Source organism: Pseudomonas sp. NFACC42-2 (assembly GCF_900116055.1).
Classification (GTDB): domain Bacteria; phylum Pseudomonadota; class Gammaproteobacteria; order Pseudomonadales; family Pseudomonadaceae; genus Aquipseudomonas; species Aquipseudomonas marginalis.
The window spans coordinates 311,622-325,847 of record NZ_FOZO01000002.1; the positions used below are offsets into that span (position 1 = coordinate 311,622).

Genomic DNA, 14,226 nt, shown 5'->3' on the forward strand with positions numbered 1-14,226 from the left:
GGCCAGTTACAGTGCATAACAGGCCAAGGCGGCTATCAGTTTTTTTGCAGCGTCTGTGAAAACGCCTGCTCAGGCCTGGCTGATATCCAGCAATCGAGGCATGGCGATCGCCAGATAGTCCTGCGTATCGAGCACCATCGACGCATCCAGCCGCCCCGCGTTGAAGGCTATTTCGGCGTAGCCTGTGGTCAAGGCCGGATCGACGATCAATTGAATCCGCTCATCGAAAACAAAAGGAGGGATGGCGCCGATCCGGCACCCGGTCAGTTCCATGGCGGTTTCGGCCTTCACCAGCTCGGCTTTTTTCCCGCCCAGGGCCGCTCCGACTTTCTTCATGTCCAGCTTCTGGTCGCCCGGCAGTATCACCAGCGCATAGGGACCGGCCTGGCCCTTGAGGGAGCAAAGCATGGCCTTCGCGCCTTGGCCGGGCTCGGTGCCACGGATTTCGGCGACCCGCGCCGACTGGCCCTCGGCATCGTGCATCAACACTCGGTAAGAGGCTGAGCGGGCATCGAGTAATGCCACGAGGCGATCGAACATGGGATGCATGTAGTTTTCCTCTGGTTTACAGGAACAGGTCGTAGGACAGCTTGCTGATCAGAATCACCAGTAACACCAGGAATAGAGCCCGGACAAAGGGCACGCCTTTATGAACCGCCAGCCAGGTGCCGGTGAGCGCGCCCAGGATGTTGAATGCCGCCATGGGGATTGCGATCAGGTAGAGCACGTTACCCGTCGGAATGAAGAATATCAGTGCCGCTACGTTGGTCGCGATGTTCACTAGCTTGGCCGATGCCGAGGCATGGAGAAAGTCGAAGGCGAAGCAGCGGATAAACAGGAAGATCAGGAAGCTGCCAGTGCCGGGACCGAACAGACCGTCGTAGAAACCGATGGCGCCGCCGATGACGATCGCCAGCAGTTTTTCCTTGGTACCGATGCGCATGGGTTTGTGCAGGGTGCCGAAATCTTTTTTCCAGAAGGTGTAGATCGCCATCAGCACAATCAACACCAGCACCGCCGGCCGGATCATCGACTGGGGCACGAACGACACCGTGGCGGCTCCGAAGAAGGCCATGACAAAGGCCGCGCAGGCGGCGGGGATCACAAGCCCCCAGTCGATCACCACCTTGCGCACGAAGGACCGGGCCGCGAATGCGGTACCGCAGGCGGCCGCGACCTTATTGGTACCCAGCAGCGCCGCCGGTTGAGCGGTGGGTAGCACGTTGAATAGCGCGGGAATCTGGATCAGTCCGCCGCCGCCCACCGCCGCATCGATCAGGCCGGCGGCGAAGGCGAACACGCAAAGGATGACAATATCGACCATGAAATCAGGCTCTGACTATGTAGGGCTGATGAGGATCCAGCGGTACCACACGTGCCGGATCATTGACCCCGAAGACACGCAACATCCAGCGATCACGGCCGTCGTAGCGGGGGGTAAAACCATCCCGGGCATGCAGGGTTTGCTGGTTCTTGAAGATCAGCATGTCCCCCGGTTGCAGCATGATGTGGTGCACGACATCGGGATGATTGGCGGCGGCGGCGAACAGCTGGAGGGCAAACTGCGCAGGGGCGCAGGTCGCTTCGACACTCGCTTTGTTGTAGCGGCAATACAGGCCATCGGTTGCGCTTCTGTAGAGCAAGGGGACGTTTTCCAGCACATTCCCCTGTTTGCCGAAGGAGGCCGGTCGGCGAACGGTGAAGTTCGGTCGTGATAGTTCTTCTTCGACGTAGGCCGGCAGAATGGCCAGCACCTCGTCAATGGCGACGATGCGCGTCGGCACGTCGAGCTCGCAGCGCAGGCCGGTCAGGGACAGGTACTCCGGACAGGCCGACAACTGCGAGACGGGTTCGCAGATCAAAGGCAGGTGAGGGTTGTCGACATGCATGTCCAGATCCGCCCGCGAGCCATAGGAGCTCTTTTCGGTCTCCCGCTTGCGCTTGGGCGATACGTGACGGAACACGGAGTCGGTGCTTTCACCCTCGTACGCCAGCGGACGGGTTTGCAGAGTGTGCAGCACGGACAAAATAGCCCCGGCCAGAATCGACAGGTTCTCGATACCCGGCTCCAGGTCATAGGGCGTGGCGGGCAGTTGCGGGTCCAGCGGCAGCCCCCTGACGATCATCGCCACGTCACGGGCCTGTGGAAAATTGCGCAGCTGCTGAATTTTCTCGCTGCCCAGGACACTTTCCAGCAACCGCCCCAGGACCGGCATGTGGCGGATCCCCGAGGCGCTATCGGTCACGTCCAGCGATGCCAGCCCGGCCTGAAGTGTGCGTTGTTCTTCCAGCGACAGATGAATTTGCGGTATCTCCCGTCGGGTCGAAGTCACTGATTTTTTTTCCAGCCTTTCATGAATGACTTCATCAATACACGCTGCGGCTTTCCCGATTACTTCATCCAGCTTCGACACGTCCTTGCGCTCCTGTTTGCACCATCCTTGTGGGTTGAACGGGAAGGTTAACGGAAGGGCCTTTTTTGTGTTGCAATGCCGCGTTGTGAAAAATGCAATGAGGTGGAAAGTGGCATTGAATATGTTGGGGGAACTTGAAGCCTTCGCGACCGTGGCTCGCAAGCGCAGCTTCGTCGCCGCGGCACGGACGCTGGGGCGCTCCCCCAGCGCACTGACCCGTGCGGTTCAAGCCCTGGAGGAAAGTGTGGGGCTCAAGTTGTTCAATCGCTCGTCCAATGCCGTGAGCTTGACCGAAGCGGGCGAATGCTTATTGCCCCACGCGTACAAAATGCTCGATCTGCAACGTGAGGTGGATGAAGACCTGGCCGGCCTCAGCGGCCTGGCCTCCGGCTGGATCCGTTTTTCCGCCCCCGAGGTTCTCGGACACGGGGTATTGCCCCGGTTGATCGCGCAATACTGCGAGCGTTATCCAGACGTTAACATCGATGTGATTTTCACCGATGAGATCATCGACCCGGCCAAGAGCAAGCTGGACTTCTCGATTCGCGGCGCGTTTCCACAATCCAGCGACTTGATCGGCTTTGCGCTGTGGAGTTACTCACGTTACCTGTATGCCAGCCCCGGCTACCTGGAGCGCAACGGCATGCCCGACTCCATCGAGGCACTGGAGGCGCATTCGCTGATCCTGCATACGGCGCCGCGGATTCTCAAGGAGTGGAATTTTCGCAGTGAGGAACAGGCCATCAGCTTTCGGGTTCATCCAAAATTTCGGTTCAGCTCCGGCCTGGCGGTATTCCAGGCAGCCCTGGCGGGCGTCGGGATCGCCCGCCTGGCGGATTGGATGGCGGAACCCGAAGTGGAAACTGGGCGCCTGCTCCGGGTGTGTCCTGAGTACAAGCTCACCTCCAGCAGCGGTGAGAGCCCACAGATGCACGCGGTATACCCGGCCGGAAACTTGCCGCTGCGGGTGAAGGCATTGATGGAGATGATCCGTGGCTTAGGTGAACGCCTCGAATGTAAACGCGGCTCAGCACCTCTATGAAGTCGGCCCTCGAGTCGCTGTGAGGGGGATTCATTCAAGCATTCTGAATCGCCCCGGCACCGTAGATATCTCCAGCCTGCAAGGCTACGTTCATTAATGAGGCGTCATGGGAGGAAGGTAAAGGGTGTAGGCGCTGACCTTAGACTCCTTGTTCAAACGCTATATTGGGCTCCACTCTAAGTGCTCCCGCGGGCAAGCAAAGCGTGTGTTACTCGGCGATTCAGCCATCCAATTTGGTCATGCCAAAATCACAATGGAAGTCACGGAGCAACTGAGTGACTGGCTCTCCCATCAAGCTCACACCCATGCAGTTGCAATCTTTCTGGAACGCCAGGCAAATCCCAGCACCATCAGCAGCCCTAGCCCCGCCACTGCCGCTCCAGCCAGGGAAATCGCCGGATAACCTAGCCCTGCATTGATCACCGCACCGCCCAGTGCCGCACCAATCGCATTGCCGAAGTTAAACGCACCGATGTTCACCGCCGAGGCCAGATTGGGCGCGTCCTTGGCAGCTTCCATGACGCGCATCTGTAGTGGCGGCACCAAGGCGAAACTGGCGATACCCCATATCAGGATGGCAACGGCCGCCGGCAGCGGCCAACGCATCAGTGCCGTAAACGCCAGCAACACGAGAATCAGCACGCTCAGCGAAACGATCAGTGTGCGATCTATCGAGCGGTCGGCGGCCTTGCCGCCCCACATGTTGCCCAGTGTCAGGCCCACACCGAACAGAACCAGCATGGCGGTTATGTAGGCGGTGGACGCGTGAGTCTCGCTGCTAAGGATCGGCGCGATGTAGGTGAAGACGGTAAACATTGCGCCCGAGCCGACTACCGTGAGGGCCAACGCGCCCAGCACCGGGCCACGGCCCAGTACCCGAATTTCGGCCATTACACCAACGCCTGGCGGCGCCTTCAGGTTGGGCAGGGCGAACCATAACGCGGCCATGGCGACCACGCCGAGGCCGGTAATGCCCCAGAATGCAGTGCGCCAACCGAACATTTCGCCAAACCAGGCGGCCAGCGGCACACCGCCAATGGTCGCCAGGGTGAGGCCCATAAACATTGCCGCGACCGCTCCGGCACGTTTCTCTGGGGCGACCACGCTGGCAGCAACGATAGAGCCAACGCCAAAGAACGCACCGTGGTTCAGTGAGGTCACCACCCTGGCGATCATGAGGCTGTAGTAATCGGTCGCCAGGGCTGACATCAGATTACCCAGGGTGAAAATCGCCATGAGTCCGATCAGCAGATAGCGCCGGGGGATCCTGCCGGTAGTCAGGGTCATCAGCGGCGCGCCGAGCAGTACACCCAGGGCGTAAGCACTGACCAACAGGCCCGCGGCGGGAATAGAAACGCCGAGATCCGCAGCGATGCCCGGCAACATGCCCATGGGGGCGAACTCGGTAACACCGATGCCAAAGGCACCTATGGCAAGTGCGACAAGTGGTGGATTGATACGCATGGAAGGCTCCTTATCTATGCCGCCAATGCTACGATCCAGCGTTTTAAGGCGGTAGATAGCATTTCTGGCAATCACCTATGCGTAAGGAGCACAAATGGACTTCAACGGCAGATCCGGTGACATGCTCGTGTTCGCCACCGTGGCGCAGGAAGGCAGCCTATCGGCTGCCGCGCGTGCATTAGGGCTCACACCCTCGGCGGTCAGTCGGATCATCGCGCGTACCGAACAGCGCCTTGGCACCCGGCTGCTGTTGCGCACCACCCGAGCGATCAGCTTCACTGCCGAGGGCGAGGCTTTCCTGCGCGGCGCCCGACGTATCCTGGCCGATATGGCGGAGGTGGAAGAAGCCATCGCCGACCAGGGCGTACCCAGGGGCCGATTGCGAGTCAGTGCCGCCCTGGGCCACGGACGGCTGGCCATCGTCCCCCTGGTGGCGGCATTCAGCGCCCGCCATCCGAACATCTTGGTCGACCTCACCCTCGGCGACGAAGTGGTCGATATTCTCGGCGGCCAGGCCGATGTGGCGGTACGTTTTGGCCATCTGCCCGACAGCCCGCTGACCGCGCGCAGGATCGGCGACACCGGCCAGGTAGTGGTGGCATCGCCCGAGTATCTGCAACGCCACGGCATCCCTCGCGAACCGGAAGACCTGCTACGGCATAACTGCCTGCGCTTCAACTTCCGGCGTGCCGAACCCAACTGGCCGTTCATCCGCGACGCAAGAGAGTTCTCCCTGAAGGTCTGCGGCAACATCGAGTGCAGCAGTGGTGAAGCGCTGGCACAACTTGCGCGAGTAGGTGCGGGCATTGCGCGTATCGGCGAGTTCAGCGTGAGCGAGGATCTGCAGCGCGGTGACCTGATACCGCTGCTGGAAGCCTGGAACCCCGGCGACCGGGAACCGATTCATGCGGTGTTCGTAGGCGGCTCGGCAATGCCGGCGCGAGTGCGGTTGTTCGTAGACTTCTTGCTGGAGCATCACCGGATGTGAGCGGTGGCGTCAGCTGATTGAACGAACCATTGGAATGGATCAGTGAGAGATTAGGAATGCTGGTGTGCGAAATGACCTGGGCGGCCCGGGTCTCGTTGTTCGCGAGATTCCACCGGGCGCCTCATGCGATAGCGCATAGAACGACGACAGCGACGGCTGATTATCCAGATCGATGAGCAGGGTACGGATCCCTGCATCGGCGCAGAACGCGCCCAGATTGACGCCAACCGTGGTTTTACCTGGCCCGGCTTTGGTTGAAACGACCGCAGTGACTTTCATGATATTGACCTCGGAATCGTAGGATTTGAGATGCATTCATGCGGGTCACTCTGTGCGCTTTGATCACCCCGGAAAAATCCAAGGCAAAAAAAAGCCTGCATCGCTGCAGGCTTTTTCCCTATCTGGCTCCACGACCTGGACTCGAACCAGGGACCCAATGATTAACAGTCATTTGCTAGCTGTTAGTCGCAACGGTGCCACGGAAGAACGTGGTGGATATATAGGGTTACTGCATAGCGTGCGCTGTATGAGCTCAGCACGCCACGAAAGTTAGTCGTGTTGGATTGGGTTGTCAAAGCGTGGCAAAGCAATGACTTGTAGGAAAAGGAGGCGGCAGCAGTCAGCTAACGGGCCGTCTCCAATGCGTGTCTGAGCGGTTCGACTGCCAGATGGCGTTACTCCAAAGTTGTGGCAATTCGTAGCTACAGTACTAAAGGACAGACTATATTTAAAATTACTAAACCACCAAAGAATGGAATCGTGAGCTGACCTCGTTTGCTGACGCCCTATCCAGCAGCCTTCCCTACCTACAATGACAGAAGAAAGTCCTTCCAACCGCGTAAGGCTCGTTCGAAGTCATCCAAACTTATAGTTATTGAGAAGTCCTCATCATAAAGTGAATAAATTTTAACTCCACTTTTCGAAATATGGGTTGCCCAGGCATCGCGGGCCCATTCAGTGGAGACCTCATCCTCTCGCCTCACTGCTATCAATCTATTCAGGCCCTCGTCTAGCCAAGGAATAGTTTCGACAAAAGGTCCCCCTCCATCGTCGATCAATAGGCAAGCAAGAATATCTACATCATCAGGCCCCAACGCATCCGTGCTACACCAAGGTATTGCTACCCCAGTTGATTCTTCCAAAAAAAACTGAATACTCATCTTACTCCTTACATCAATGGATATAAGGTCGGCTTTAAGACTCACCAACCTCATCTTGACTCCACTAAAACCGGCTACAACTCAAAAACCCATGACTATTTTCTTTAACTTTTACCACAGTAGGCAGCGAACCAGCACACACTTAACTACGAGATAGCCAAATAGTAAAAACGTTGCCTGACCCCACCACTCACTAAAAACACCACACCTCCACTCTAGTTGACTAGCGGACAGGATTATTTATTGCGCTAGCGCTAGCACTAACCCAAAACCCAAAACCATATATTCCACGCACAAAATCTTCGTGCAACCGCCATTGACCAATGTCACTGAAGAGGCTTGCATTTTATAACTGATAGACCTTGAGCAAGCACCTCAAACCCCGTACCACCATAGTCTTTCAGACTATATTTAACACCCTTAAGTTGATCAGCCGAGACATCATCCATTTCAATTTCGCTCAAGTAAAAGCTCCCACACACTTCAGGAATTTTTTAGCAGTGAACCCCCGTAAACCCTAAAACAACTTCAAACGCCGACTGTTCAGACTCATAAAGCATCTCAAGGTCAACTTTATAAGCATCAATTATTTGCCCGCCATTTTCACGCTGCACGCTGAGCCCCAACACAAGATTTAGATTATAAAAATCAAAATCAGAAATAATGAAAAGCGTTTTCAACGCCTTCAAAACTTTTTTCAAGTGCTCGCATATTTTCTTCCTTAATAATAAGGATGCACGCCAGGTCTCGTGCCCTTAACGTTCTGATTCCTGTCCACATCTCGCACATGATGGTGAGGATTTGGATGAGCAAATAGGAGAAAATAGGGGCCAGACCAACACTCTCATTTTTAAATGAGTAACTCTGCTGGGCTTTATAAAAACGTGGTCTGCCCCCGATTTCTCACCCCGATTGCTCCACGGCTCGGTAGCTCGTTTTTAACCGGATGGTTATTTACTTTTCTGAGCGACCATAAGTGCTCGATCAATCATCTCGGAAGTAACGTAAGGCACAAATCCCATCCTATCACCCATCTCAAAACTCTTCTTATACTCATCTAAACGCCCAGTATCACCAGCCATTGCTAGTGCAGCCAAATGTCGGATTGGCATTGCACCTTTAACATCTGTTGGCAGCGCTCTATAAACCCTCAACCCCTCGTCAATATTTTGAGAGCGAGCCCAAGAGATAGCCTTATCAGACAACCTAATAATGTCATCACTAGAAAAACTCGAAAATTTCTCCGGAGCTCCATTACTAACTATAATTGGAGCATTGCTACTGTCATCACCAAGTATAAAAGAAACAGCCTCAGAAAATTCTCTAGACGAAATGGAGGGCATAAGCGAAGCTCGAAAATGGTCCGAGCGCTTACCTACAGATGGGATAACCTGAAGTTGAACCTCTCCGACATCGGCGAGGCAAAAATAATCACCAACTTCATCCTTATTACAAACCCAGCCCTGCTCCTTCAAGATGGAAACAATATCTTTTTCTTTCATTATTTGGCACCAGGAAAAATTCATAATCTCAATGGAAATTCCGTTAGGATACCCTTGCTCCTTTAACGGCACACCCGACTTCAGGCCAAAGCTTTCAGCCACTTTGCCCCTAGAAATTGAATTCCCATTTTTTATTTGAGGGGAAATCTCGGACTGACGAATACTTATGTCCGCACTCCCTAACTTAACCTCAATAATCCTAATGCAAATAGGGTGCAAAAACACCGGCGCAAGGCCGGTGTAGAAAGTGTCAGATCAAGTGAAACTTCTACAACTCACCAAATTTCATGGGTCTCGGCTCTGTAATTCTTTTCAATACGCTCAACAAGCAATGGCGCGCTGATAATTCCTCTTATGGAATCCTTCAGCTCTTCCGAGCTAATCTTTCTCTCCAGCCGAAGTGCTTCGCTTCCATTCCAAAGCCAAATAGAGCCTCCCGGCCCGCCATTCCTGGAGCGGAACGTAGGAAACATTTGTAACCTTTCGGGAACCGGAACATTTGCCACAACGGATAGAAGCCCTTGATTTACCGCACTTTGAACAACAAAGAATGCGGAAAATTGTGGTTCACTATCAACAAAAACCGAAAAATCTTTTGGGTGTTCATTATGAAATCCGGGAAAAACACGAATTAAAAAACCAAATTCCGGATGCTTATGAGTAACTTGCGCATATGCGACACCCTGCGAGGTTAACACCTGCAAAATGTCGCCCAGCTTTATCTTCTTAGACATTTAAAATCCTTCATATCCAGCTTTTTTCAACAGCTCGGCGACGCGAATCAAACCCTGCTCATACTTAGTCGGTTTTTTGACAGACGATATAAAGTTGATCATATTAATTAACGTGCCGCCATCTTTACCAAGGCCATGGTAATCGATCAGTGTTTGCTCGACTGCCCGTGCGTCAGCACGTAGTAGACAATTACTGTCGGCTACACGAGGCCAGACAAAGCTTCTGCGTAACACTCAAATTTTTCGATCGCCTTCAAAACTGCTGGCGTGAATGGAGCCACTTAAAAATCTCCCCCTTCTTTGCTGACCTATGGCGATTTAAAAATAATCAGCATGGAGGCAATAGATTCATAGGTATTCCTTAGGGGCCGGCTATGATTCTGGAAAGTTAATATTGTCCTTTAGTGCAATCACTGAGATCGCCTAAGCACCGCTCCTGTAAGCGCAATATGCAGCAATTACTGTTCGTACAGAGCCTAACAAATCCCTAATAATCGAAGATCCTCAACAAGGTCTGCTGCCTCTTCCGGAGTCAGTTCTTTCAGCATAGAGGCAAGGTCAATCTGCTCGATCAGCTTTAAGGCAGCATCCATATGATATTTCCTGACACTCTCGGAAGATCGACCCGCAGAAAGAACAAGAGCTAAAACTTCAAGCATCAACTTCTCAACTGGCAGGTCGAAGGAATTTTCAAGTTCACTATAGGCAAAGCCTACTTCGCTTTCACCTTCGACCCAAGCGCTTCGATGCCTAAGCTTTATTCTGCAGTAGCTGTAGTAACTGCCCAAAAACCAAGCCCTGATTTCAGCGTAAGTCACTCTTTCTTCTATCACGGAGTCTTCCTTGGTGGACGCAACATAGCGCCCTGATTATCGAAAATATTCAAAGTGACATTAGGATACTTCGCCCTGAATAATTACGCGATCCGCGTCATCGAGACCATTAACAACAACCCAATACCCTACTCTACTTCCGGAATCCCACATCATGGCGCTCCAATACCCCGTTTTGTTAAACGCATCGTAGCTGAATGTTTGTAAGCGCTCCATGAACCCCACATTCAAAGCGCTAAGCTGATGTCGGATGCTGTGCTCCCGATTCTCTCAGGAGCCCGTTCGCCATGATGCGACCCGACGCCAAAGTCGAAAAAGTGTATCTGTACCCCAAGCCGGTCGACTTCCGAAAACCCATCGACGGCCTGGCTGCCTTGGTTGAGCTGGACATCAAGGTCGCCGTTTTCGACCCGGTGCTCTTCGTCTTCCTCAATAAGCCACGTAATCGAGTGAAAATTTTGTACTGGGAGCGCAACGGCTTCTGCCTTTGGCTAAAACGCTTGGAGTCCGAGCGATTCAAAACTTCGCCAGATGCCACCGACGCGGCGATTGTCCTGACTGTTCAGGAACTCAACTGGATGCTCGACGGCTTTGACCTCTGGCGTAACCGCCCTCATCAGGTTTTGACGCCGCGATTTGTGGCCTGATTCGGTATAATCCAGGGCATGCACTCCATGCCCGAAAACCTCCCCGACGATCCCCAATTGCTCAAGCAAATGCTTGCGCAGATGCAGTCGCGGGTCGGTTTGTTGGAGGAGGAAAATGCGCTGCTACGTCAGCGTTTGTTTGGCCGCAAGTCCGAGCAAGCGGCCGACCCTGCTACGCCACAGATGGCCCTTTTCAACGAAGCGGAAAGCGTTGCCGAACCTGCCGGCGAAGATGCTGATGAAGAGGTCGTCTCACCCATCAAACGTCGGGGTAAACGCAAGCCGCTGCCTGCTGACCTGCCACGTATCGAAGTCATCCACGAACTTCCCGAGCATGAACTGAGCTGCGTCTGCGGCTGCCGTAAACACGCGATTGGCGAAGAAGTCAGCGAGCAACTTGAAATCGTGCCGATGCAGATTCGGGTCATCAAACACGTTCGTAAAGTCTACGGCTGTCGCGACTGCGAAACGGCGCCGGTCACTGCGGATAAACCAGCCCAGTTGATTGAAAAAAGCATGGCCAGTCCAAGCGTTCTGGCGATGCTGCTGACCACCAAATACGTGGACGGCTTGCCACTTCACCGCTTTGAAAATGTACTGGGTCGCCATGGCATCGATATCCCTCGTCAGACCTTGGCACGCTGGGTTATCCAGTGCGGCGAGCACTTCCAGCCACTCCTGAATTTAATGCGCGACAACCTGTTGGCCAGCCGTGTCATCCACTGCGATGAAACTCGTGTGCAGGTGCTGAAAGAGCCTGACCGAGAGCCGAGCAGCCAGTCATGGATGTGGGTTCAAACCGGCGGCCCGCCCGATAAGCCTGTGATTCTTTTCGACTACTCCACCAGCCGAGCGCAGGATGTACCTGCACGTCTGCTTGATGGCTATCGTGGCTATCTCATGACCGATGATTACGCCGGTTACAACGCGCTGGATGCTCAACTTGGTATTGAGCGCCTGGGATGCTGGGCCCATGCTCGTCGCAAGTTCGTTGAGGCACAAAAAGTGCAACCCAAAGGCAAGACGGGACGGGCAGATATCGCGTTGAAACTGATCAGCAAACTGTACGGTATTGAAATCGCTTACAAAGAGAAAAGCGATGAGGCGCGCAAAAAAGCTCGCCAGGACTTGAGCTGCCACGTAATGGGACAACTCAGAGAGTGGCTGCACAAAACGCTGCCCTATGTGACTACGCAGAATGCACTTGGCAAAGCAGTTACCTACCTGGCAAACAACTGGGACAAGCTTGAACGGTATGTCGAGGAAGGCTACCTGCCTATCGACAACAACAGGGCCGAACGAGCCATCCACCCCTTCGTGATCGGAAGAAAGAACTGGCTTTTTAGCGACATGCCTAGAGGCGCGAAGGCCAGCGCTCAGCTTTATAGCTTGGTCGAGACAGCCAAAGCCAACGGCCAAGAGCCTTATGCGTGGCTGCGCCACGCGCTTGAGCGCTTGCCAACAGCGTCCTCGGTTGAGGATTACGAGGCCCTACTGCCATGGAACTGTTCGCCGTCGTCATCTAGCTGACTGCGCCGCCCACTTCAAATCGGTGGGGTTTATGGAGCGCTTACGAAACGGTTGGCCAGGTTCGGGTTATCGCTTAACCCCGCGAAGACTCGGCTGATTGAGTTCGGTCGTTTCGCCGTGATGAATCGCAGGAAGCGGGGCTTGATAAAACCGGAGACTTTTGATTTTCTGGGCCTTGCCCACTGTTGTAGTGTCAGCCGACGGGGTGACTTCCAAGTACTGCGACTGACCGTCAAAAAGCGTATGCGTGCGACGCTTCTTGCTATCCGCGAGGAGCTGAGACGCCGGCGTCATGACCTTGTCCGGGTTCAAGGGCAATGGCTCAAACGTGTGGTAAGCGGTTACTTCAATTACCACGCGGTACCGGGGAACCTGATACGTCTTGGTGGTTTTCGTTTGGCGGTGTGCCGTCTCTGGCGGCAAGCCCTTAAGCGTCGCAGCCAGCGTAATCGGCTTCAATGGTCACGTTACGGACGTCTTGCCGACCTCTACATACCTAGACCCAGAAATGCACACCCATACCCGGAGGATCGCTTCGCGTCACGTACCCAAGGCAGGAGCCGTATGCGGTAGTTCCGCACGTACGGATCTGTGCGGGGGGCGGCAGGTAACTGCCGTCCCTACCGCGACCCAGGCTTCTCCCATAACTCCAACTTCTTAATTTTCCTTAAGAAGAATCGAGGAAACGGAGGGTCAACCCCTTACTCTGTTCACCCTTCAATCCGATCAAGCAGTATTCCGACCTCGCTCATAAAGTCTAAAGCTCGTCCCCTATTAACCCCGATTCGAGTTTCAAACTCAAAAACTTCTATACCATTACATATTTCATTCAAAGCCGTATAAATGAGCAAAAGCTCCTCACGCCCGATACTGATGCTAGTCTGATTAGATACAGATTCAATGATTTTCATTATTCTCACTTCAAACTATCAAAATATGCACGCCCTCCTGTAGGACGAAATAAGGTTTTACCATCGAATAAAAATTGGGGGCAAGCAAGAAAATTAGGGCAGACCACCATTCTCATTTTTAAAGAGCAATTGTTGCTGGCCTTTATAAATGCGTGGTCTGACCCCGTTTTCTTTCATATTGGTGTGTGTTCGCAACTATCACCGTAGACCAAGGCCAGCCTTTCTCAATTTTTTCAGAAGGAACAGAGGGTTACCTGTTAAGTAAGTGCCATTAAAATCTGTCCAATTTTTCCAAAAAATTATATAAAATCCGCCTCAACAATACTTTTAGATTCAAATTCAACCAACAGCTCCACGAACTCTGCATCAAGCTCCCTACTGCTCACAAAGTCTGGTAGAGCGGCGTAATATGCATAGTTTTTCATATCTAGAAATCCACAGATATATGCGTTGTATTCGAAGGCTTCCGATACAGCACACCATCTTGACCAAACAGTTTATCCCCAATATTTATTTGTACCGTCCAACCAGAACCAGAATTCGAACCAATATAATTCGCCGCATAAATACCCCCCACTTCCAGACCCTTTGAGACTTATCATTCGGCATCTTAACAAAAATTCGCCCCTAGGATTGAGCCAGCATATAAAGCCTCTCTTTCTCCACCGCTAGATCCAACCGATCAAACCCTCTAACAAAACTCTCCAACTCACAATCTAAATCACAATTAAATCGCCACAGCGCCGTGGCACCAACATATTGAAGAAAACTTAATCCTCCTATAACCCCCCCTGCCTCCATAAACGCTAAGCCTTTCATCTCGGCAAATAACTTCTCATATACACCTTTAATACAACTTTCACACTCCACCGAAAAGAGCAACTTATACATTTCAGGTTCGTTGCGTAAAAAATCTTGTGAAAAAACAAATTCCTCCTCTTTGTAACTCATAAGGCGCTCCAGCACAGGGGTCCGCTGCCCCCCCTGCTTCACATACAAAT

General features: G+C 53.3%; 17 protein-coding genes. 4 read left to right on the plus strand and 13 right to left on the minus strand.

The window, feature by feature from the left end:
- Positions 1-69 precede the first annotated feature (69 nt).
- The 3 genes from BM416_RS05290 to BM416_RS05300 are packed head-to-tail and all read right to left on the minus strand — an operon-like array spanning position 70 to position 2,414.
- Positions 70-549, minus strand: coding sequence for a YbaK/prolyl-tRNA synthetase associated domain-containing protein (locus BM416_RS05290; protein ID WP_016964635.1), 480 nt, complete (start codon positions 547-549; stop codon positions 70-72).
- A gap of 16 nt (positions 550-565) precedes the next feature.
- Positions 566-1,324: a sulfite exporter TauE/SafE family protein gene (locus BM416_RS05295; RefSeq protein WP_092486278.1), complete on the minus strand. Its 759-nt coding sequence runs from the start codon at positions 1,322-1,324 to the stop codon at positions 566-568.
- 4 nt (positions 1,325-1,328) lie between these two features.
- Positions 1,329-2,414, minus strand: coding sequence for a TauD/TfdA family dioxygenase (locus BM416_RS05300; RefSeq protein WP_092486281.1), 1,086 nt, complete (start codon positions 2,412-2,414; stop codon positions 1,329-1,331).
- 109 nt (positions 2,415-2,523) lie between these two features.
- Between BM416_RS05300 and BM416_RS05305 the strand changes: the two genes are divergently transcribed.
- Positions 2,524-3,456 (plus strand): LysR family transcriptional regulator, encoded by a 933-nt coding sequence (locus tag BM416_RS05305; RefSeq protein WP_092486284.1) that lies wholly within the window; start codon positions 2,524-2,526, stop codon positions 3,454-3,456.
- 297 nt (positions 3,457-3,753) lie between these two features.
- Here the strand turns inward: BM416_RS05305 and BM416_RS05310 are convergent, their stop codons facing one another.
- On the minus strand, positions 3,754-4,920 hold the full coding sequence (locus BM416_RS05310; RefSeq protein ID WP_092486288.1) for an MFS transporter: 1,167 nt from the start codon (positions 4,918-4,920) through the stop codon (positions 3,754-3,756).
- Between the two features lie 94 nt (positions 4,921-5,014).
- Here BM416_RS05310 and BM416_RS05315 point away from each other — a divergent pair, with 94 nt between their 5' ends.
- The gene (locus BM416_RS05315; protein ID WP_027603978.1) at positions 5,015-5,908 is read left to right on the plus strand and encodes a LysR family transcriptional regulator; all 894 of its coding nucleotides are present in this window, start codon (positions 5,015-5,017) and stop codon (positions 5,906-5,908) included.
- Positions 5,909-5,947: 39 nt separating this feature from the next.
- On the opposite strand, the gene BM416_RS05320 is transcribed toward BM416_RS05315, so the two are convergent.
- The 7 genes from BM416_RS05320 to imm2 all read right to left on the minus strand — a co-directional run bounded on the left by BM416_RS05320 (position 5,948) and on the right by imm2 (position 10,137).
- Complete coding sequence (locus BM416_RS05320; RefSeq protein WP_371856039.1) at positions 5,948-6,223, minus strand: ParA family protein; 276 nt, start codon at positions 6,221-6,223, stop codon at positions 5,948-5,950.
- A gap of 491 nt (positions 6,224-6,714) precedes the next feature.
- Positions 6,715-7,068, minus strand: a complete 354-nt coding sequence (locus BM416_RS05330; RefSeq protein WP_256577453.1) for a hypothetical protein — start codon at positions 7,066-7,068, stop codon at positions 6,715-6,717.
- A gap of 326 nt (positions 7,069-7,394) precedes the next feature.
- Positions 7,395-7,532, minus strand: coding sequence for a hypothetical protein (locus tag BM416_RS30770; RefSeq protein ID WP_235865602.1), 138 nt, complete (start codon positions 7,530-7,532; stop codon positions 7,395-7,397).
- 30 nt (positions 7,533-7,562) lie between these two features.
- Positions 7,563-7,769, minus strand: a complete 207-nt coding sequence (locus BM416_RS30775; protein WP_235865603.1) for a hypothetical protein — start codon at positions 7,767-7,769, stop codon at positions 7,563-7,565.
- 249 nt (positions 7,770-8,018) lie between these two features.
- The gene (locus BM416_RS05340; protein WP_256577454.1) at positions 8,019-8,672 is read right to left on the minus strand and encodes a DUF6990 domain-containing protein; all 654 of its coding nucleotides are present in this window, start codon (positions 8,670-8,672) and stop codon (positions 8,019-8,021) included.
- 173 nt (positions 8,673-8,845) lie between these two features.
- Positions 8,846-9,304, minus strand: a complete 459-nt coding sequence (locus BM416_RS05345; RefSeq protein WP_092486291.1) for a hypothetical protein — start codon at positions 9,302-9,304, stop codon at positions 8,846-8,848.
- Between the two features lie 476 nt (positions 9,305-9,780).
- Positions 9,781-10,137, minus strand: coding sequence for an Imm2 family immunity protein (gene imm2, locus BM416_RS05350; RefSeq protein ID WP_175539036.1), 357 nt, complete (start codon positions 10,135-10,137; stop codon positions 9,781-9,783).
- 287 nt (positions 10,138-10,424) lie between these two features.
- On the opposite strand from imm2, the gene tnpB reads away from it, so the two are divergent.
- Together tnpB and BM416_RS05360 are read left to right on the plus strand one after the other, a co-directional pair.
- Complete coding sequence (tnpB, locus tag BM416_RS05355; RefSeq protein ID WP_256577456.1) at positions 10,425-10,784, plus strand: IS66 family insertion sequence element accessory protein TnpB; 360 nt, start codon at positions 10,425-10,427, stop codon at positions 10,782-10,784.
- A gap of 18 nt (positions 10,785-10,802) precedes the next feature.
- The gene (locus BM416_RS05360; RefSeq protein WP_092486293.1) at positions 10,803-12,314 is read left to right on the plus strand and encodes an IS66 family transposase; all 1,512 of its coding nucleotides are present in this window, start codon (positions 10,803-10,805) and stop codon (positions 12,312-12,314) included.
- A gap of 710 nt (positions 12,315-13,024) precedes the next feature.
- Here BM416_RS05360 and BM416_RS05370 read toward each other — a convergent pair.
- Both BM416_RS05370 and BM416_RS05375 read right to left on the minus strand, forming a co-directional pair.
- A complete protein-coding gene (locus BM416_RS05370; protein ID WP_092486296.1) occupies positions 13,025-13,225 on the minus strand; it encodes a hypothetical protein in 201 nt (66 codons plus the stop codon).
- A 627-nt stretch (positions 13,226-13,852) separates the two neighbouring features.
- Complete coding sequence (locus BM416_RS05375; RefSeq protein ID WP_175539037.1) at positions 13,853-14,176, minus strand: hypothetical protein; 324 nt, start codon at positions 14,174-14,176, stop codon at positions 13,853-13,855.
- Positions 14,177-14,226: the final 50 nt, after the last annotated feature.